17 protein-coding genes and 1 pseudogene are annotated in these 18,370 nt (G+C 65.6%); 7 read left to right on the forward strand and 11 right to left on the reverse strand.

Translation table 11 applies throughout. The annotated features are described in order from the left end of the window. Window positions 1–2: 2 nt before the first annotated feature. Entirely contained in the window at window positions 3–518 is a 516-nt protein-coding gene (locus RSO01_RS02325) for a hypothetical protein (protein ID WP_147145785.1), read from the reverse strand. A gap of 80 nt (window positions 519–598) precedes the next feature. Here RSO01_RS02325 and RSO01_RS02330 point away from each other — a divergent pair, with 80 nt between their 5' ends. From RSO01_RS02330 to RSO01_RS02345, 4 genes are all read left to right on the forward strand, one after another. Then, window positions 599–991: a VOC family protein gene (locus tag RSO01_RS02330; protein WP_246157974.1), complete on the forward strand. Its 393-nt coding sequence runs from the start codon at window positions 599–601 to the stop codon at window positions 989–991. Between the two features lie 10 nt (window positions 992–1,001). Next, window positions 1,002–1,973, forward strand: coding sequence for an NAD(P)H-dependent flavin oxidoreductase (locus RSO01_RS02335; RefSeq protein WP_147145787.1), 972 nt, complete (start codon window positions 1,002–1,004; stop codon window positions 1,971–1,973). 72 nt (window positions 1,974–2,045) lie between these two features. Continuing rightward, window positions 2,046–2,945 (forward strand): hypothetical protein, encoded by a 900-nt coding sequence (locus tag RSO01_RS02340; RefSeq protein ID WP_147145789.1) that lies wholly within the window; start codon window positions 2,046–2,048, stop codon window positions 2,943–2,945. A gap of 9 nt (window positions 2,946–2,954) precedes the next feature. Continuing rightward, the gene (locus tag RSO01_RS02345; RefSeq protein ID WP_147145791.1) at window positions 2,955–3,419 is read left to right on the forward strand and encodes a pyridoxamine 5'-phosphate oxidase family protein; all 465 of its coding nucleotides are present in this window, start codon (window positions 2,955–2,957) and stop codon (window positions 3,417–3,419) included. A 186-nt stretch (window positions 3,420–3,605) separates the two neighbouring features. Here the strand turns inward: RSO01_RS02345 and RSO01_RS02350 are convergent. The 7 genes and pseudogenes from RSO01_RS02350 to RSO01_RS02380 all read right to left on the reverse strand — a co-directional run. Next, window positions 3,606–4,040: pseudogene (locus tag RSO01_RS02350) on the reverse strand (ribosomal RNA small subunit methyltransferase A); the annotation flags it as partial. A 141-nt stretch (window positions 4,041–4,181) separates the two neighbouring features. After that, complete coding sequence (locus tag RSO01_RS02355) at window positions 4,182–5,492, reverse strand: vanadium-dependent haloperoxidase (protein WP_147145793.1); 1,311 nt, start codon at window positions 5,490–5,492, stop codon at window positions 4,182–4,184. A 226-nt stretch (window positions 5,493–5,718) separates the two neighbouring features. Next, window positions 5,719–6,771 carry an ABC transporter ATP-binding protein gene (locus tag RSO01_RS02360; protein ID WP_147145795.1) on the reverse strand — a complete coding sequence of 351 codons (1,053 nt, stop codon included), beginning with the start codon at window positions 6,769–6,771 and terminating at the stop codon, window positions 5,719–5,721. Then, window positions 6,768–7,802, reverse strand: coding sequence for an ABC transporter ATP-binding protein (locus RSO01_RS02365; protein ID WP_246157976.1), 1,035 nt, complete (start codon window positions 7,800–7,802; stop codon window positions 6,768–6,770). The genes RSO01_RS02360 and RSO01_RS02365 overlap by 4 nt, the downstream gene beginning before the upstream one ends. Before the next feature lie 7 nt (window positions 7,803–7,809). Beyond that, window positions 7,810–8,928 carry an ABC transporter permease gene (locus RSO01_RS02370; RefSeq protein ID WP_246157979.1) on the reverse strand — a complete coding sequence of 373 codons (1,119 nt, stop codon included), beginning with the start codon at window positions 8,926–8,928 and terminating at the stop codon, window positions 7,810–7,812. Then, window positions 8,929–9,915 (reverse strand): ABC transporter permease, encoded by a 987-nt coding sequence (locus tag RSO01_RS02375; protein ID WP_147145799.1) that lies wholly within the window; start codon window positions 9,913–9,915, stop codon window positions 8,929–8,931. A gap of 159 nt (window positions 9,916–10,074) precedes the next feature. Beyond that, window positions 10,075–12,003: an ABC transporter substrate-binding protein gene (locus tag RSO01_RS02380; RefSeq protein ID WP_147145801.1), complete on the reverse strand. Its 1,929-nt coding sequence runs from the start codon at window positions 12,001–12,003 to the stop codon at window positions 10,075–10,077. Window positions 12,004–12,132: 129 nt separating this feature from the next. Here RSO01_RS02380 and RSO01_RS02385 point away from each other — a divergent pair, with 129 nt between their 5' ends. From RSO01_RS02385 to RSO01_RS02395, 3 genes are all read left to right on the forward strand, one after another. Further along, window positions 12,133–12,621, forward strand: a complete 489-nt coding sequence (locus RSO01_RS02385; protein ID WP_147145803.1) for a cupin domain-containing protein — start codon at window positions 12,133–12,135, stop codon at window positions 12,619–12,621. A gap of 26 nt (window positions 12,622–12,647) precedes the next feature. Continuing rightward, window positions 12,648–13,637 (forward strand): hydroxyquinol 1,2-dioxygenase, encoded by a 990-nt coding sequence (locus tag RSO01_RS02390; protein ID WP_147145805.1) that lies wholly within the window; start codon window positions 12,648–12,650, stop codon window positions 13,635–13,637. Window positions 13,638–13,770: 133 nt separating this feature from the next. After that, window positions 13,771–14,934, forward strand: coding sequence for an acyl-CoA dehydrogenase family protein (locus RSO01_RS02395; RefSeq protein ID WP_147145807.1), 1,164 nt, complete (start codon window positions 13,771–13,773; stop codon window positions 14,932–14,934). Between the two features lie 205 nt (window positions 14,935–15,139). Here the strand turns inward: RSO01_RS02395 and RSO01_RS02400 are convergent, their stop codons facing one another. Genes RSO01_RS02400 through RSO01_RS02410 form a run of 3 tightly spaced genes read right to left on the reverse strand, consistent with a single transcriptional unit; the run spans window position 15,140 to window position 18,351 of the window. Further along, a complete protein-coding gene (locus RSO01_RS02400; protein ID WP_147145809.1) occupies window positions 15,140–16,477 on the reverse strand; it encodes an ABC transporter substrate-binding protein in 1,338 nt (445 codons plus the stop codon). Window positions 16,478–16,499: 22 nt separating this feature from the next. After that, complete coding sequence (locus tag RSO01_RS02405; RefSeq protein WP_147145811.1) at window positions 16,500–17,399, reverse strand: carbohydrate ABC transporter permease; 900 nt, start codon at window positions 17,397–17,399, stop codon at window positions 16,500–16,502. Continuing rightward, window positions 17,392–18,351 (reverse strand): carbohydrate ABC transporter permease, encoded by a 960-nt coding sequence (locus RSO01_RS02410; protein ID WP_147145813.1) that lies wholly within the window; start codon window positions 18,349–18,351, stop codon window positions 17,392–17,394. The genes RSO01_RS02405 and RSO01_RS02410 overlap by 8 nt, the downstream gene beginning before the upstream one ends. Between the last annotated feature and the right edge of the window lie 19 nt (window positions 18,352–18,370).

Below are 18,370 nucleotides of genomic sequence, written 5' to 3' on the forward strand. Positions count from 1 at the left end.
TACTAGTTGGCGCTCGGCAGGTTGTAGCCCCAGCCGCTCTGGATCGAGGCCCTGATCGCTCGCGACAGCTCGAGCGACAGGGACTTCAACCGGGCCTGCGCGTCCAGGCATTCCTCGGGGCGGGGCCGGCATTTCTCGACCTCGGTCACCTGTCTGCCGAATTGCGCCATGGCCACTCTGACGTCCTTGTCTTCGAACACGACGAGCTCGCCCCAATGCAGCTCCCAGAAACGCTGCTTGGCCCAGTCCCAGGTCTCTTCCGGCGCGGCGCCGGCGGGAGACTGCAGCGGCAGGATCGTGAGCTTCGCCGCCACCTTCGACGCCTCGATATAGTATTGGAGCTGTTTCTCCAGGAACGGCTTCTGCGATTCCCGGACGGCGACCTCGTCCCAGGTATAGAGCGTCCAGCCGGCGCCGATGAGGGCAACGACGACACCGCCGATGACCGAGTAGCGGTTGATGAGGTTGGTCACCCGCTGATCGACGCTTATTTTGGCTTTGTCCGCTTCGCCAGCCATGACCGCCCCCGAAAAGATCTCGCCCGTCAGATGCCATCTCTTCTGCGGGAAGGCACCGCGTGCGTGCTATGCATCGGGTCATGATGAACGCCCTCGGCCATATCCGGCAGCTCGACTACACGGTGATCTACGCGCGCGACCTGGCGGCGATGCGGCACTTCTACGAGAAGGTGATGGAGTTCCCCGTCATCAACGTGCTGAGCGAGACCTGGATCGAGTTCGGTTTGGGCGCGAACCGGCTGGCGCTCACGGCCTATGGCGGTCGCTTCAAGGACGTGCCTCCGCCTGCCGGCAACCTCTGCCTGCAGCTCGCCTTTCGCGTGCCGCCGGCCGAGGTCGCGAAATGCGCGGAGCTGCTGGAGAGCAGGGGCGTGAAGATGGTGCTGCCGGTGACCGACCAGGGCTTCGGCCATCGCACGGTGTTCTTCCGCGATCCCGACGGCAACGTCCTGGAAATCTACGCCGAGATATAGGGAGACAGTCATGGCCAGGATCGAGACCGCACTGACGCGCGCGCTCGGCATCACCCATCCGATCCTTCTGGCGCCGATGGGCTCGGCGGCCGGCGGCAAGCTCGCCGCCGCCGTCACCAACGCGGGCGGCCTCGGCCTGATCGGCTCGGGCTATGCTGACGCCGCCACCGTCTCGCGCGAGCTTGTGGCCGCCGGCAACGCGCGCGTCGGCGTTGGCTTCATCACCTGGGCGCTCGATGCCAAGCCCGAGGCCTTGCGCGCCACGCTCGAGGCCAAGCCGATGGCGGTCATGCTGTCGTTCGGCGATCCCGCGCCGTACGTGGCGCAGATCCGCGACGCCGGCGCCAAGACCATCTGCCAGGTGCAGACGCTGGCCGAAGCCGAGCAGGCCGTGCGCCTCGGCGTCGACGTGATCATCGCCCAGGGCCGTGACGCCGGCGGCCATTCGGGAACGACGCGCGGCACGATGGGTTTCGTGCCGGCCGTGGTCGATATCGCCGGATCGATACCGGTAGTGGCGGCAGGCGGCATCGCCGATGGCCGCGGCCTGGCGGCCGTGCTCAACCTCGGAGGATCGGGCGTGTCGATGGGCACGCGCTTCACGGCGACCAAGGAATCGCTGTGGGACGAGGCGATGAAGTCGCGCGTGACCGCCTCGGGCGGCGATCAGACGGCGCAGACGCGCGTGTTCGACATCGTCCGCGGCGCGCCGTGGCCGGCGCAGTATCCGGGCCGCGCATTGAAGAACGACTTCTATCTGCGTTGGCACGGCAACGAGGAGCTGCTTCAGGCAGAGCGGACGGACGCCGAGAAGGCCTATCTCGCCACCAAGCCTGACGATTTCTCAGCCCGCGTCATCTGGGCGGGCGAGGGCGTCGACCTGGTGAAGGACGTGCCGTCTGCAGTGGAACTGATCGAACGCATTGTCGACGAGGCTGCATCGGTGCTGGCACGCGGCGCCAGGATGGTTCGGCCTGCGTGATGCCACTTTTCGGCATTATAGAGGGCGCTGGGATCTGAACCCGCGACCCTCTGTCTTGCAGGAGAAAGCGCGATGCCGATCAATCCACATTCGATCAAGGCTCCCGCTAGTCCCGTCTCCAGAACCTACACCCCAACCAACGGGCACAAGTACCCGGTTCAAATCGGCGACAGCTGGACCTCCCTTGCTGCCACGGTCGGAAAGAGCCCGTGGGATCTGATTCGCTACAACTATCCCACCCTTCCAGCCGATCTGCAGCTCGCCGCGAAGGAGGTCAACTGGTACCTGGAGCACTACGTCGGCTGCACCCTGGTCACTCCCGACGGCCGGAACTACCGTTTCAGCCCTCCGGGCGAAATCTGGCTCCCCAACGCTCCCGCGGCGCCGCTCACGCCCGACCAGATCGCCCAGAATCTGGTGCTGAGCATCCTGCGCGACCCGGTCGTCAGGCGCATGAACTTCGGCGTCGGCTTCGTCATAATTTCTGCCACGAACTACGAGGACATCGCCAAGGCCATCGAAGCCGGCAAGATCGTCGTGAAGTCCAATCCAGCCCTGGGGCATCTTGCGATGTACTACGGCAACGTCAGCCCGGCCCGTATCGAGATATCCCCGACCATCACCGACATGGGCCTGATCATTCACGAATGCACTCATGCGATCTTCGACATGCTCAAGCTCACGACCACCGTCGAGCAGTCGGAAGGGTTCGGGTACCTGTCGCAGGCGCTCTACGGGCTGTTGAAGTATGGCCCCACGCCCCGGTATGCCGTGCCGTTCCACTGGCCTCCGTACAGCTGGATCTCGTGGCAGACCATCTTCGATGAATCCGCCCGGCTCGCGGCCCTTCTGAAAACAAGGCTCTGGATAAGCGAGGCGGAGGCGGCCACGCTGTGGGGAGCCTTCAAGACCACGAGGGGTGGGGGATATGACACCCGCGCCGGGAAGGTGGAGACCAACGACGGAATATGAGGGCGCGAGATGGGGAGCTGGGCAGAATTCGCCGCGGAGGCGCCGGAACTCTCAGCGTTCGGTTGCCGCCGGCTCGAGCGACGCATCGCCTATCTCGCCACGATCCGAGCCGACGGCTCGCCGCGCGTCCATCCCGTCTCGCCCTTTATCGGCGGCGGCTGTCTCGCCCTCTACATGGAACCGACGTCGCTCAAGGTCGCCGACCTTCGGCGTGATGCGCGCTATGCCCTGCATTGCGCCGTCGAGGACAACGAAGGCGGTGGCGGCGAGTTCTACGTCACGGGGCGCGCAGAGGAGGTCATCAACCCCGCGCGGCGCAGCGCGGCGGTCAGTTGGGCGGCGGCGGCGGGCTACAAGGCCCTCGAACGGCACATCTTCTTCGAATTCAAGCTGGGCCACGTCCTTGCGACGACCTACGACAACGGTCCAAAGCGCGAGCGCTGGCGCGCCGGTTCGAACGGCCATTCGCGCTGAACGAAGTCGGCATAGGGGCGCGCCATCGCGACAGGCAGTAGCGGTGGATCGCGACGCGTGATGGCGAGCTACCCGGCATCGACTCGGGGAAACCGGCCGGAACGTTGCCGCCGGAATGCGTCGTCCAAGGTGCATCTCCCACCACGGCGCCCAGGCCGTTGAAACCAACGTGGCGGGCGGCGCGGCGGCGCGTTTGACCGCGACTTCCCACTGCACGATGACATCCGCCCGCCGCATGAGGATCGCCGGATCGTCGAGCAGGCGGTGAAGGATGTCCGTCGTCCTGGCGAACGGCAGCGATCCGAAGACGCGGAACGGCTCGCGGGGAAGGGTGACGGCCAGAAAGTCCCGAGCGATGACACGAACGCCGGGCGTGCTTCTTACCGTCTGTTCGCGAAGCCGCGTGGCCCAGACAGGGTCCGGCTCGACCGCGATCACCCGTAGCGAACGACGGACGAGGGCGCGCGTCAGCGCACCCGAACCGGCGCCTATCTCGACGACAAGCTCGCCAGGAGCGAACGCTGCCTGGTCGACGATCTGGTCGGCAGTGGTAGGATCAAGAAAGTTTTGCCCGAGCTGGCGCCGTCGCCAGTCTCGGTCTGTCCGCCGCCGGGCGGACACGGAGGAACACCATCGTCATCATGAGCGAGAGCCTGGCACTATCGTACGCCTCATGCGAGGTGCCGCAGTGATGGGGCACTCCCTTGGGTCCGTCAGAGGCCCCGGAGCGGGGCCTCTGATCGGCGGCCGGGATCATGATTCCTATTTCGCCGCTGGTAGGAGAGTGGCAGCACGCTCGCCGATCTTCCGACCGTAAGCTGTTCCTTCGTCGGTGGCGTTGCGGAAGTGGAAGCCGACATAGATGCGCGATATGGCGTTCTCGTCAGCCGCTTGGGTGAAGCTCGTGTAGGATCGGAGCACTGGCTTCTCGTCGTAGCATGTGCTGCCGGCTGGCAACGTTGCGCCACAATCCTTGAAGTTGACCTGATCGGTGCCGATCAATCGCTTGAGCACCTCGGCTCCCACCCCACCTTCGATGGAATGGCCGGATGGATAGTCTTGATTCGGCGGAGTGACTTGGAACGGGGTCCAGGACGCATCACCACCGGCACGGATGGCGGTGACTGGCCGCCAGAATTGGTAGTGGTTCTTCGAAGCGCTCATGGCGATGTAGCCATCGGCCAGCGCCATTTCGAGGATGGCGAATAAACGTGCGCTTTCCCACATGTCGAGCCCTTTGTCGGCCGCGACGGTCCGCCCGATGCGGCTCCACTTGAGCGGCGAGCTTTCGAGCCAGAACAACGCCATTTCACTCTGCTCAGGCGTGCGAGTGCTCGGTGTCGTCTTGCCGTCACCGCCGATTTTTTTCACCTCTTCGAGGTCAGCCTTGAACTTCGCATCGTCCACCTTGTAAGGCGGCACGGGTCGGAATTGTGCATTGTCCTGCATCACGAAGGGGGTGACGTTCGCCCATTTCTCGAAGGCGACGAAGGGGCGATCCGGTGTGCATTGATAGGCGCCGGGTTGGCCAGGCGGAGGGCATGTCTTGTTGATATACGGCCCGCCATCATCGGCGTGATCACCCGCTCGCTTCGCAAGGACTGCCGCCGCCGTAGCCTTTCCCAGAGCAATCCCCTGGGTCTTCGCTGGGCCATCTGGGATGACCGCCAAAGCCAACACATAGGCAGCTTCGACGACCGCATTGCCGTTCGCCAGACATGCCTCGTTTGGCAGGGCTTCGGCAGGCAGCTTCTGGAGGGTCGGAGACATTACGTAGTACGCTGCTGCTGCCACTGCGGCATCGGCCGACGTTCCGGGCTCTGCCTTCTTGTCGTATGCGTATGGCTGATACTTGCGATCTATCGCGTTCAGGGCGTCGTGGATGGCGAGGTGCATCATCGCGTAGGCACGTGACTCATGGAACGGATTATTGAGTGGCGCGATGCACGCTTTGCTAGCTGCGACGCCGGCAGCGGCATTTGCGCGAATGACCGCATTGTCGGGAGCGGCGAAGGCGGTGGTGATCACGAATTGAGATACGCCAGCCAGGATGATGGCACGGATCGAATTCATGGTAGCCCCCTTTGTAATCGCAATTCTGCGATAACAAGGAGTATGAACTTCAACCGGAAGCCAGATGTGACTTCGGTGTGATGATCGGGAAGCCGGTGAACTTTGTTAGTTCATTCGCAGCAACTGTGTCGGTTTGAAACAACGCTGCGACGAAGACTTAATGCTGGCGCGGGCAGACGCTCACGGTCGAACGACTGAAACCATGATTTTCAATCGACTGCTCTGCTCAAAACACCATCTCTCCGGCGAAATGGCAGCGACTGACATGGCCCGGCGCGATCTCGCGCAGCGCCGGCGCTTCGACCTTGCAGCGTGCCTGGGCGTGACGGCAACGCGGATGGAAGTAGCAGCCCGATGGCGGGTTGGCCGGGCTCGGCACCTCGCCGCTTAGAACGCCGTCGCCCGAGCGCACGCGCGGGTCGGCGGCCGGTACGGCGCGCATCAACGCGGCAGTGTAGGGATGCAGCGGCTGGCGGAAGATGGCGTCGGTCGGAGCGAGCTCGACGAGCTGGCCGACATACATCACGGCGATGCGGTCGGAGATGTGGCGCACCACCGATAGATCGTGGGCGACGAACAGGAAGGTGAGCTTCAGTCGCGCCTGCAGCTCGAGCAGCAGGTTCAGCACCTGGGCCTGGATCGAGACGTCGAGGGCCGAGACCGGCTCGTCGGCCACCACCAGGCGCGGGTTGGTGGCGAGCGCGCGGGCGATGCCGATGCGCTGGCGCTGGCCGCCCGAGAAGGCGTGCGGGAAGCGGTGCATGAACTCAGGGCGCAGGCCGACCAGGCGCAGCAGCTCGGCGACGCGGTCGGTGCGCTCGCGGCGGCTCTTCATGCCGTTGACCAGCAGGGGTTCGCCGACATTGTCCAGAAGCGTCATGCGCGGATTGAGCGAGCCGAACGGGTCCTGGAAGATCATCTGGATCTCGGCCCGCAGCGGCAGCAGCTCGGCCGGCGGCAGGCTCGCGAGGTCGACGACCTTGCCGGTGCGCGTGCGATAGAGGATCTGGCCGCCGGTCGGATCGATGGCGCGCAGGATGCAGCGCGACGCCGTGGTCTTGCCGCAGCCGCTCTCGCCCACCAGGCCCAGCGTCTCGCCCTCGTTGACGGTGAAGTCGACGCCATCGACCGCGCGCACATGGCCCACCGTGCGCTGCAGGAAGCCGCGCGTGATCGGGAAGAATTTCTGCAGGCCGCGGACGTCGAGCAAGGGAGTGTGGGCCTCTGGCCCGCTCGTGAGCGGGCCTGGAGGCCCGCGGTCCGGCAAGACGTCACTCATGCCTGCTCCGCCTCCTCATGATGCAGGAAGCAGCTCGCGAGCTGGCTGGTGCCGACCGGCATCAGGCGCGGCACGGCGACCGAGCAGCGCTCCATGACGTCGGGGCAGCGCGGATGGAACGGGCAGCCGGGCGGCCGATTGAAGGGATGGGGCAGGGCGCCGCTGATCACCGGCAGCGCCACGCGCGTCTGGCCGTAGAGGCTCGGGATCGAGCGCAGCAGGGCCCTGGTGTAAGGGTGCTTGGGCGCATGGAAGATGTCGTCGACCGGCCCTTCCTCCATGACGCGGCCGAGATACATCACCACGACATAGCTCGCCATCTGGGCGATCACGCCGAGATCGTGGGTGATGAAGATGATGGCGGTGTTGTAGCGCGCCTGCAGGTCGCGCAGCAGCGCCAGCACCTGCGCCTGGGTGGTGACGTCGATCGCCGTCGTCGGCTCGTCGGCGATCAGCAGCCTGGGTTTGCACGACAGCGCCATGGCGATCATGGCGCGCTGGCGCAGGCCGCCCGAGAGCTGCCAGGAGTAGGTGTAGATGCGCTGCTCGGGCATGGAGATGCCGACATCGCGGAACAGGCCGACCGTGATGTCGCGCGCCTCGCTGCGGCTCAGCTTGCGGTCGGGTTGCCAGCGATGGCTGTGCAGCAGGATCGCCTCGACGATCTGGTCGCCCACCGTGTGCACGGGGCTGAAGGCGGCCATCGGCTCCTGCGGGATCAGCGCGATCTCGCCGCCGCGGATGTCGCGCATCTCCCCGCCGCGAGGCGACAGCTGGACGAGATCGACGACGCCACTGTCGCGACGGAAATGGATCTCGCCCTTGGTGATGCGGCCCGGGCGGTCGATGAGCTGCAGGATCGCCCGCATGGTGACGCTCTTGCCGCAGCCCGATTCCCCGACCACGCCCAGCACCTGGCCGGGCATGACGTCGAAGCTCGTGCCGTCGACCGCGCGTACTAGGCCCTCGTCGAGGACGAAGGAGACCCTGAGGTCGCGCACGGAGAGCAACGGTTGGGCTTCGGTGCTCACATCGTCCTCAATGGCTGTACGGATCGGCGGCATCGCGCAGCCCGTCGCCGACGAGGTTGAAGGCCAGCACCGCCACGATGACGACCAGGCCGGGGATCAGCAGCCAGGGCGCCAGCGCCAGGGTCTGGATGTTCTGCGCCTCCTGCAGCAGCACGCCCCAGCTGATCGCCGGTGGCCGGATGCCGAGGCCGAGGAAGGAGAGCGAGGTCTCGTTGATGATCATCACCGGGATAGCGAGCGAGCTGGTGGCGATGATGTGGCTGAGGAACGTCGGCACCATGTGGCGCAGGATGATGCGCATGCGCGAGCAGCCGGCGAGCCGCGCGGCCAGCACGAAGTCCTCCTCGCGCAAAGCGAGGAAGCGGCCGCGCACCTCGCGACCCAGCGTCGTCCAGCCCACCAGCGACAGGATCACGGTGATGGCGAAGAAGATCTGGGTCGGCGTCCAGTCGCGCGGCAGGGCGGCCGATAGCGCCAGCCAGATCGGGATGGTTGGGACGGACTGCAACAGTTCGATCAGGCGCTGGATCACCGAATCGGTCTTGCCGCCGACATAGCCCGAGATGCCGCCCAGCACCACGCCCAGGATGACGCTGAGCGCCACGGCGACCAGGCCGACGGTCATGGATGTCTGCGTGCCGTGCATGATGCGTGACCACTGATCGCGGCCCAGGCGATCGGAGCCCAACAGGAAGATGCGCTGGTTGGGATCGACCGGCACGATCAGGTGGCGGGTGGTCTCGAACAGGCCGAAGACCTTCCACTTGTAGCCGGTACCGAAGAAGGTGACCGGCACCTTCTTGTTGCTGTCGGTCGTCCATTCCATGCGCAAGGTCGTGGGATTGCGCTTGCCGGCGATGGCGGGGACCCAGGGTGAGAAGGACCCGTCGTCGAACAGGTGCACCGTCTGCACCGGGATGAAGGCCTGTCGCGCATCGGTGCGCTCGGGATCCTGGGTCGAGAAGAAATTCGGCACCAGCACGATGGTGTACATGAAGATCAGTAGCACCGCGCTCGCCATGGCGAGGTGATGGCGCCGGAAGCGCCACCACACGAGCTTCCAGTTGGACGCGACGGCAATCCGGTCCTCGGCCTCCTTGCCGGCGGTGATGTCTGCGGCGGTCACCTAACTCCCCACCCGGATGCGCGGGTCGACCAGCGCGAGGAGGATGTCGGACAGGAGCGTGCCGACGATGGTGAGGAACGAGTAGATCAGCAGGATGCCGCCGGCGAGGTACATGTCCTGGTTCACGAGGGCGCGCAGCAGCAGCGGGCCGATGTTGGGCAGGTTCATCACCGTGGCCACGATCAGGCTGCCGGAGAACAGCATCGGCAGGTACCAGCCGATGGTGCTGATCAGCGGATTGAAGGCGAGCCGCACGGGGTAGCGCAGCACCAGGCGCCACTCCTTCATGCCCTTGGCGCGCGCCGTCACGACGTAGGGTTTGTTGAGCTCGTCAAGAAGGTTGGCCCGCATGATGCGGCTGAGCCGCGCGGTGCCGGCGATGCCCAGCACCAGGGCTGGCAGCCAGAGGTGCGCCATCAGGTCCAAAAACTTGCCCCAGCTCCACGGCGCGTCGGCGTATTCGGGCGAATAGAGGCCGGTGACGCTGAGGTCGAAGTAGGCGAAGGCCACCCACATCAGGATCAGCGCCAGCATGAAGTTGGGCGTGGCGACGCCGACATAGTTGACGACGGTGAGGATGTGGTCGCCGATCGAGCGCGGATGCGTCGCCGAATAGATGCCGGCCGGGATGGCGATCGCCCAGGTCAGGAAGAAGGAGAAGAGGGCGAGGGCCAGCGTCAGCCCTATTTGTTCGCCTATGAGGTCGGCGTTGGGGCGCTGGTATTCCAGCGACAGGCCGAAGTTGCCGTGCACCAGGTGCTTCACCCACAGCCAGTACTGCACGATCATCGGCTGATCGAGCCCGTACTGCGCGCGCCACGCCTCGATCTGCTCCTGCGAGATCGACGAGCCCGAGGAAGCGAGCGTGGCGACATACGCCGTCAGGAAGTCGCCCGGCGGCGCCTGGATGATGACGAAGATGACGAAGGAGTAGATCACCATCAGCAGCGGCAGGAGCGCCAGCCGCTGCAGGATGTAACGGGTCATGGGTACGCCATGCGGTTACGACACGGCCTCACCCTGAGGAGGCCCGAAGGGCCGTCTCGAAGGGTGGCAACAGGCACCTTGCCTGCGGCCCATGCTTCGAGACGCTCGCTGCGCTCGCTCCTCAGCATGAGGTTATGCTTGGTCGACGGTCGATGGTTCTCACTTCGTGAAGTAAAACTGCTCCGTCCGCGCATTGCCCGGGCTACGCAGCGGCCAGTCGTTGCCGAGCGTGGCCGGGACATTGCGGAACTTGACGTTGGTCACCACCACGCCCTGCACCATGGGCGTGAGCCCGATCGTGCCGATCTCGAACAGCTGCTCGGCCCAGATGCGATAGAGCTCCTGGCTGAGCTTGACCTGCTCCTCGGGCCCGACCGTGCGCGCCTTGTCGACGATCTCGACGATGCGCTTCATCTCCGGCGGCGGCTCGGCGCCCTCCTTGCCGCCGGTGGCATACCAGCGGCGCCACAGCGGTCCCATGGTCAGGATGGGCGCGTTGCGCGGATCGGCCTTGGCGTTGCCGGTGTAGGGAAACGCGCTGGTGTCCTCGTTCCAGATCTCGGCCATCAGCTCGTTGTTCTCGTTCATCTTGAAGTGCAGTGCGCGCTCGCGGATCTGCACGATGGTCTTGATGCCGACCGCCTCCCAGTCCTTGGAGACCAGCAACGCCACGTCGGGCCAGGCGCCGAACGCCGGCACGACGCTGATCTCGATGGTCGCGGGCTTGCCCGAGGGCAGCAGGCGGATGCCGTTGGCGTCCTTCTTGTTGAGGCCGATGCCGTCCAGCATCTTGTTGGCCTCGTCGCGCTTGAACTCGGTGTACTTCTGCGCCCATTCCGGCCCCGGGAAGTAGGGATGCCACGGCGCCGGCACGCCTTGCCGCGCTTCGCCGAGCCCAAGGAACACGCTCTCCTTGATCTGGTCGCGGTTGATGGCGAGCGACAGGGCCCGGCGGAAGTCCGCATTGGCCATCAGCTTGCCCATCTCGGGATCGGCCGCGTAGGTCTGGTTAAGCGCGATGACGGCGTCGGCGCCGCCGAAGGTCGGCCAGGCGGTGATCTTGTACTTCCCGGTCTTCTCCTGCTCCTTGAGCACCGGGTAGTTGGTCATGTTGATGTGGCGCTCCTGCATGTCGAAGTTGCCGGCGATGGCGGCAAGGTTGAGCGCCTGGGCGTCGGCGAAGTAGGTGAAGCGCACCTCGTCGATGTAGGGCAGCTGGTTGCCCGCCGAATCGACGCCGATGTAGTAGGGATTGCGCCGCAGCGTGAACACCGGATCGCTGGCGCGGCTGGTCGGCGACCACGCCGCCATGGTCGGCCGCTCGGGATTCTCCGGCGGCGCGTTGCGGTTGGCGAACAGCTCGGTCCAGGTCTTAAAGCCCGCCGCCTGTGCCGCCTTGTCGACGTCCGCCCTGGGCGTGTGGCTGGGATGGAACTTCTTGAGGTAGTGCGCCGGCAGGAACATCGCAAAGGTGCGGTCGGCGCCGTCCTGGTTGGCGACCGCCGTCAGGAACAGCGTCGCGGGCGCGGCATAGGTGAAGCGCACCGTGTTGTCGTCGACCTTCTCGACCTTGGCCGGCGTGCCGTCGGCATTCCTGATCCAGCCGGGCAGGGTAGGCGTCAGCTCCTTGTTCAGGAGCACGTCGTTGTACCAGAACAGGATGTCGTCGGCCCCGAACGGCTGGCCGTCGGACCACTTGGACCCTTTGCGCAGCTTGATGGTCCATGTCTTGAAGTCGGCCGATGGCTCGGCGCTCTCGGCGATCTTGGGCTCGATCTTGGCGCCGTCGGGGGAGAAGCGGAACAGCGCGTCGTAGACCACGCGCACGTAGTTGTTGGAATCGGCTGGACCGAGGAAGGCGCGGCGCCAGGTGCCGCCATACTCGCCGACCTTGTCGACAGTCGGCACGACCAGCGGCTTCTCGGGCAGGCGGGCATCGACCGCCGGCAGCTTGCCCGCCTTCACCTGCTCGGCGAGCGCCGGCGCTTCCTTGTACTTGCCCTGGGCGAGGGCGGCGCTTCCGAGCGCCAACAGGCTGGCGCCGGCCGCCAAGGCGGCGAGCGTTCGCCGATGGAAAGTGCGGATCATGGGCGTTCCTCGATTTGTGGTTTTCTTGATTTCCCCGTGTCGGGAGCCTCATTCGGCGGCCCGGACGAGTCAAGGCATTGACGCGCCCTCTGCTCGCTCTACCCTGAGGCAGGAACAGGGGAGGGCACGGTGCAGGTTCACACCGTCTTCGGGTCCATCACCGACTACACCAAGGGCACCATCGAATTGGTGTCCGGCGAAGCCCGCCATTACGTGTTCTCGAACGTCTTCGAGGTGGCCGCCAAGTCGAGGCCCTACGAGCGTGTCGTGGTGGCCAGAAACATGGAATATGTCCAGGAGGTCATGCGCGCCGACGGCGTCTCGCCGTGGTTCGCCTGTGGCCACGACGAGTTCGCGCTCTGCATGGACGGCGAGATCACCGTCGACTTCATCAGGATGAAGGTTCCGCCCAGCGCCGACAAGAATGGCGCTGTGCTGCTGGGCGATGCCCCCGAAGGCGCGCGCATGGGCCACGTGAAGTTGAAGCGCGGACACCAGGTCCTGCTGGGCGCCGGCAACGCCTATCGCTTCACCGCGACCAGGCTCGGCGTGCTTATGCAGCAGACGGTGCTGGGCGATCTCAGCGTTCAGAAGTGGCGCGAGATCTGTTTCACCTGAGAGGATTGCCCCCGAGAGGATTGCACATGGCTGCCAACGTCGCCCAAGTCGTCGCCAGCGAGCCCAGCAACCGCAACGGTTATCGCAGCTTTCGGCTGGGCAGGTTCGAACTCTCGCGCGATGAGTATTTCGTCACCGTGCATTGGCCGGCCAAGGGCGCCAAGCGCTCGCATCAGATGCCGGCCGACGCCTTCCTGCGCGCCTGCATGCGCGACGTCGCCTGGAATTTCTTCTATGGCTGGGTCAACTTCGACCACGTCATCGGCACGCGCAATCACTACGGCAAGGTCGACTTCTACGCCGGCACCTTCAATGGCACCCTGAAGGAGGCCGGGGTCGACTACCTCGAGCAGTTCGACGCCGATCACATCATGGCCACCTTCAAGGCCATGCTGCGCGATTGGGTGAACGAAGGCTTCGGTCCCTTCGCCGCCCCGGTCGAGACCGGCACCGCCTACGGACCTAAGCAGGGCGACAACATCGCCGCCATCGAGCGCATCCGCATCGCCACCCGGCGGATGCCGGGATTGCCGGGCGATTCGCCGTTGCGCGACGACATGCCGGTCAATCGCGCCTTTGCCGATGTGCCCCAGGACGAACCGGAAATTCACGCCGAGCCGGGCTTCGAAGGGCAGCTCCACGCCTTCAGCCTGTTCAAGTACCTCAGCCGCTCCGACGTCACCTGGAATCCGTCGGTCACGGCGGTATGCAAGGCCTCACTCGCTTGTCCGACCACCGAGGAATTCATCCTGCCGGTCTTCCACGGCAATGACAGGGTGGAGTGGTTCATCCAGCTGTCTGACGAGATCGTCTGGGATGTCGGCGACAAGAACACCGGTGCGCCGCGGGCTCGCGTCACCATGAAGGCGGGAGACGTCGCCGCCATGCCGGCCGACATCCGCCACCAAGGCTACTCGACCAAGCGCTCGATGCTCTATGTCTGGGAGAACGTCACGCCCGGCCTGCCGCAGCGCTACGAAAGCGGCGAGCTGTCGCCCTATCCGGTCGACTTCTAGTCAGCCACGGCAGCTCCCTCTGGCAGCGGAGGCGGCTGAGTAGCCGCTTTCAGCGGCGCGCGACGGACGCCGAAATGCGCATTTTGCCTCTGGCATGGACGTTGCTCGATCCCCGGCATCGAGCGAGGAGTGCATGCGCGCATCGGAGGTAGTGGCACGGACGGAGGCCCTGATTCCGGTCCTCAGGGAGCGCGCCGCCATGGTCGACGAGCTGCGGCGCATGCCGCCGGAAACTGTCGCCGATCTCAAGGCAGCGGGCGTCGCGAGGCTCTATCAGCCGATGCGGTTCGGCGGCTGCGAGGCGGACATGCGAAGCGGCGTGTTGGCGCTGTCGGCGGTGGGCCGCGGCTGCGGCTCCACGGCGTGGTCCTTCGTTCAGCACCTCACGCACAACTTCATGCTGTCGCAATGGCCGGACCAAGGCCAGCACGACATCTGGGATGACGACCCGGCCTGCCTGGTGAGCGGCATCTTCATTCCATCCTGCGGTCGCGCCCGCAGCATCGATGGCGGTTACGTGTTGTCGGGTCGCTGGCCGCTGGTGAGTGGCGTCAGTACCGCCGACTGGTGCCTGTTTGCGGCCTTCGTCGACGGCGGCGGCGTCGACACGCACCGCTACTTCGCGCTGCCGCGTGCCGACATCGAGATCCTCGACACCTGGCATTCGCTGGGGCTGAAGGGTTCGGCCAGCAACGACGTCGTCGTCACGGACGTCTTCGTGCCCGCGCACCGTACGCTCGTCATCGGCCAGCTCAAGGGCGGCCCAACGCCTGGCAAGGCCGTCAACAAGGGCGTGCTCTATCGCACGCCGAGCTACGCCATCTTCGGCGTCTATATCAGCGCCGCCGTGCTCGGCATCGCCGAGGCGGGACTCGAGCTCTATCTGGAGGGCGCACGCCGGCGTCTTGCGTTGAGCTCAGGCCAGAAGGTAGGCGGCTATCCCACCCAGCAGGTCAAGATCGCCGAAGCGTCGGCCGCCGTGGCGGCGGCTCGTCAGCTCCTGCTCAGCGTCTGCGACGAGGCCGGCGCCATCGCCGCCCGAGACGGCCTGCCCGACGACGAGCAGCGCGCGAAGTTCCGCTCGCATGCGGCGTTCGCCGGCCGCCTGGCGGCCCGTGCCGTCGAGCAGCTATGGGACGCCGGCGCGAGCAGCAGCGTCTACGAAGCCAATCCGATGTCGCGAATCTATCGCGACATGAGCGTGGCGGCGCGCCATTTCACCCAGAATTGGGACGTCAACGGCTCGACCCACGGCCGTGTACTCATGGGCTACGAACTCGGCGACCCAACACTTTAGTCGGTCGTCCGCTTCGACGCGCATATTCCGCGCTGCTTGAATCATTTCCTCCCCACGCACAAGCGTGGGGAGGTGCCCGCGCAGCGGGCGGAGGGGTCATGGGCAACAGTACTGACGCTCATGACCCCTCCGGCCCTACGGGCCACCTCCCCAGCTTCGCTGGGGAGGAATGAATCAACCAGCGTGGACTGTGCCCTAGGCGAGATCAGCCGCGGCGTTTGCTGTAGATCGCCGAGATCTCCTTCTCGCCCCAGGCGATGGCCTGGTCGAGCGTCATGCGGCCGGTGGCGTACTGCGCGAACATGTCGGGGATGATGTAGAGGTCGCAGACCTGTTGCGAAGCCGCGGTGGTGGGGCCGGGCCATGACGGCGGCACCGTGACCTTGGCGACGTCGGGAATGTTCCGGTACTGCGGATCGCTCTTGTAGACCGGGTGATTGGTGAGGTTGTTGAGGAACGGCATGTTGAAGCCGTGGCCGGCCTCCACCCAGCGCGCCTGGTTGTCGGGCTGGAAGTGGAAGCGCAGGAAATCCTTGGCCGCGTCGACGTTCTTCGAGAAGTTCCAGATGCCCACGCACCAGAAGCCAGTCGTCGCGTAGCGGCCCTTGGGACCGCGCGGCGTGTTCACGTGGTCGATCACCTCGGCGATCGGCTGCTTGGTGCCGGGGACCACCACCTGGTCCTTCTTCGCCGATTCATACGCGCTGATCGGGTTGTGGATCGCGAAGCACTTGCCGGCATTGAGGCAGCGATTGTTGCTGGCATCGTCCCAGGCCAGCACCTCGGGATCCATGGCCTCGGTGTAGAGCCGCTTCACGAACTCCATCGCTTCGCGGGTTTCGGGCGAGTTGATGGTGACGGTCTGGCCGTCCTTGGCGACGTAGGACCCGCCGTAGGACCAGAGGATCGACAGCAGCGTCGTGTTGGCATCGCCACTGTGGCCCATCGCTGTGCCGAACGGATGCCCGATCGCCTTTGCCTTCTTGCCGACGCGCAGCCAGTCCTCCCAGGTGTCGGGCGGCGTCTCGTCCAGCTTCTTCAGGATGTCGGTCCTGATCGCCATCGGGAAGGGTGGCTGCCACCACGGCAGCAGAGTCCACTTGCCGCGGATCAGATAATCGTCGGGCCGCAGCCAGCCGCCGTTCTTGGGGCCGACATCGCCGGCGAGGTCGGCCAGGTCGACGAGGTAGTCGTAGTAGAGCGCGGCATCGCCCAGGCCCGGGCCGAGCGCGGTGAGGTCATGGCCGGACTTGGCCTGCACTTCGGCTGCCTTCTTGGTCTGCAGCTGCAGGTGGGCGATGATGTCGAGCCTGACCTTGACCTTATTCTGCTTGCCCCATTCCTCGAATTGCCGCTTCAGCTCCTTGTCGGTGTCGGGCACGAAGCTGGCGACGGTGAGGAAGGTGAGCTCGCGGGTCTGCGCCAGGGCGGGTGCCTGGCGCAGCGCGAGCACCGTGCCCAGGCCGCCGGCGGCGCCGGCCGCGCTCTGCAGGAACTGCCGGCGGCGCTGCCGCCGCGGATGGCTGTTCGTCGATGTCACCATGTTTGCCTCCCTTTGCGGTTCTTTACTTGATCGCTCCGGAGGTCAGGCCGGAGACGTAGTAGTCGAGGAAGAACACGTAAGCGATCACGATCGGGATCGAGCCGATGACGGCTCCGGCCATCAGCGCCCCCCAGTAGTAGATGTCGCCGCGGATCAGCTCCGAGAAGACGCCGACGGTCATGGTCTTGAGCTCGGCCGGCGATACGAACACCAGCGCATAGAGGAACTCGTTCCACGACAGCGTGAAGGCGAACAGCGCGGCGCAGATCAGGCCCGGCACGGCGGCCGGCAGCAGGATGCGGAACATGCTCTGGAACCGGTTGCAGCCGTCGAGCATGGCGCATTCCTCGATCTCCTTGGGCACCGTGCGGAAATAACCCATCAGCAGCCAGGTGCAGAACGGCACGAGGAAGGTCGGATAGGTCACGACCAGCGCCCACAGGCTGTCGGACAGGCCGAGCCAGTTCACGACCGACGTCAGCGGCAGGAAGAGCAGCGTCGGCGGCACCAGGTAGGTGATGAAGACCGCGACGCCGAACGAATCGGAACCGGGGAAGCGCATGCGCGCCAGCGGATAGGCGGCGAGCACACCGAGCACGACGGAGATCACCGTCGCGGACAGGCTGACAATGAGGCTGTTGGCGAACCAGTCCCAGAACGGCGTGTCGGCGGACAGCAGCCCGTAGTGGCTGAGGGTCATGCCCCGCGAGATCCAGAAGGGCACGCTGCCGACGTCGTAGAGCTCGGCGTTGCTCTTCAGCGACGTCACCAGCATGAAATAGAGCGGGAAGAGAGCGAACGCCACGAACGGCAGCACCGGCAGGTAGACGGTGAGGAGCGGGCGGATGGTGCGCCAGCGGCGAGCGCGATCCGTGCGGGTCCGGCTGAGCGCGATTGCGCTATTGAGGGGCGCGTCACTCATAGATCGCCGCCCGGCGCATCAGGCGCAATTGCAGGAACACAACCGCCAGCAGGATCGGGAACAGGAACAGCGACACGGCGGCGCCCAGGCCGATCTCGCCGCCCTGCAGGCCAAGCGTGAAGGAGTAGGTGGCGAAGAGGTGAGTCATGTTCAGCGGCCCGCCCTTGGTCAGGACGTAGACGATGTTGAAGTCCGACAGGGTGAAGATCGCCGAGAACAGGATCACCACGCCCAGCACCGGCGTCACCAGTGGCAGGGTGATGTGCCAGAAACGCCGGACCGGGCCGGCGCCGTCGGCTTCCGCGGCCTCGTAGAGCTCGCGCGGAATCGCCACGAGGCCGGCCAGCAGCGTGATGGCGAAGAACGGCAGCCCGCGCCAGACATTGACCAGGACCACGACGACCATCGCAAGGTACGGGTCGGGCAGCCACGGGATGTCGCGCTCGACCACATGCAGGGTCTTCAGCGTCCAGTTCACCACGCTGTACATGGGCTCGAACATCCACCACCAGACCAGCGTCGAGAGCGCGGTGGGCACGATGAACGGCAACAGGATGGCGCCGCGGATCAGGCGCTTGAAGCGCGTGATGCGGAACAGCAGCAGGGCGAGCGCCATGCCGAACACGATCTTGGCGGTGAGCGCCGCGGCGGTGAACACGAAGGAGTTCTGCAGCGTCTGCAGGAAGATCGAGCTGGAGAAGAGGCGCTCGAAGTTGTCGAGCCCGACGAAGCTGCCCGATGTGCCGACGCGGGCGTCGCTGAGGCTGAACCACACCGAGAGCACGAAGGGATAGGCGACCAGGAACGCCAGCAGGAGGAACGCCGGCGCAATGAACCACCAGGCCGCGCGCGTATCGCGCGCCACGAAGCGTGGCCGGCGGCGGCGCACGGCCAACGGCGCCTCATCCGCTACGGACGCGGCCAGATCGAGATCGGCGGTTTTGAGCGTCATCGGTGCGCCTCCGACCCAA

Source organism: Reyranella soli, from assembly GCF_007992495.1.
Taxonomy (GTDB): domain Bacteria; phylum Pseudomonadota; class Alphaproteobacteria; order Reyranellales; family Reyranellaceae; genus Reyranella; species Reyranella soli.

Coding starts and splice junctions, on each gene's coding strand:
- RSO01_RS02325 (WP_147145785.1), bottom strand. CDS start 518: ATGGCTGGCGAAGCGGACAAAGCCAAAATAAGCGTCGATCAGCGGGTG.
- RSO01_RS02330 (WP_246157974.1), top strand. CDS start 599: ATGATGAACGCCCTCGGCCATATCCGGCAGCTCGACTACACGGTGATC.
- RSO01_RS02335 (WP_147145787.1), top strand. CDS start 1,002: ATGGCCAGGATCGAGACCGCACTGACGCGCGCGCTCGGCATCACCCAT.
- RSO01_RS02340 (WP_147145789.1), top strand. CDS start 2,046: ATGCCGATCAATCCACATTCGATCAAGGCTCCCGCTAGTCCCGTCTCC.
- RSO01_RS02345 (WP_147145791.1), top strand. CDS start 2,955: ATGGGGAGCTGGGCAGAATTCGCCGCGGAGGCGCCGGAACTCTCAGCG.
- RSO01_RS02355 (WP_147145793.1), bottom strand. CDS start 5,492: ATGAATTCGATCCGTGCCATCATCCTGGCTGGCGTATCTCAATTCGTG.
- RSO01_RS02360 (WP_147145795.1), bottom strand. CDS start 6,771: ATGAGTGACGTCTTGCCGGACCGCGGGCCTCCAGGCCCGCTCACGAGC.
- RSO01_RS02375 (WP_147145799.1), bottom strand. CDS start 9,915: ATGACCCGTTACATCCTGCAGCGGCTGGCGCTCCTGCCGCTGCTGATG.
- RSO01_RS02380 (WP_147145801.1), bottom strand. CDS start 12,003: ATGATCCGCACTTTCCATCGGCGAACGCTCGCCGCCTTGGCGGCCGGC.
- RSO01_RS02390 (WP_147145805.1), top strand. CDS start 12,648: ATGGCTGCCAACGTCGCCCAAGTCGTCGCCAGCGAGCCCAGCAACCGC.
- RSO01_RS02395 (WP_147145807.1), top strand. CDS start 13,771: ATGCGCGCATCGGAGGTAGTGGCACGGACGGAGGCCCTGATTCCGGTC.
- RSO01_RS02400 (WP_147145809.1), bottom strand. CDS start 16,477: ATGGTGACATCGACGAACAGCCATCCGCGGCGGCAGCGCCGCCGGCAG.
- RSO01_RS02405 (WP_147145811.1), bottom strand. CDS start 17,399: ATGAGTGACGCGCCCCTCAATAGCGCAATCGCGCTCAGCCGGACCCGC.
- RSO01_RS02410 (WP_147145813.1), bottom strand. CDS start 18,351: ATGACGCTCAAAACCGCCGATCTCGATCTGGCCGCGTCCGTAGCGGAT.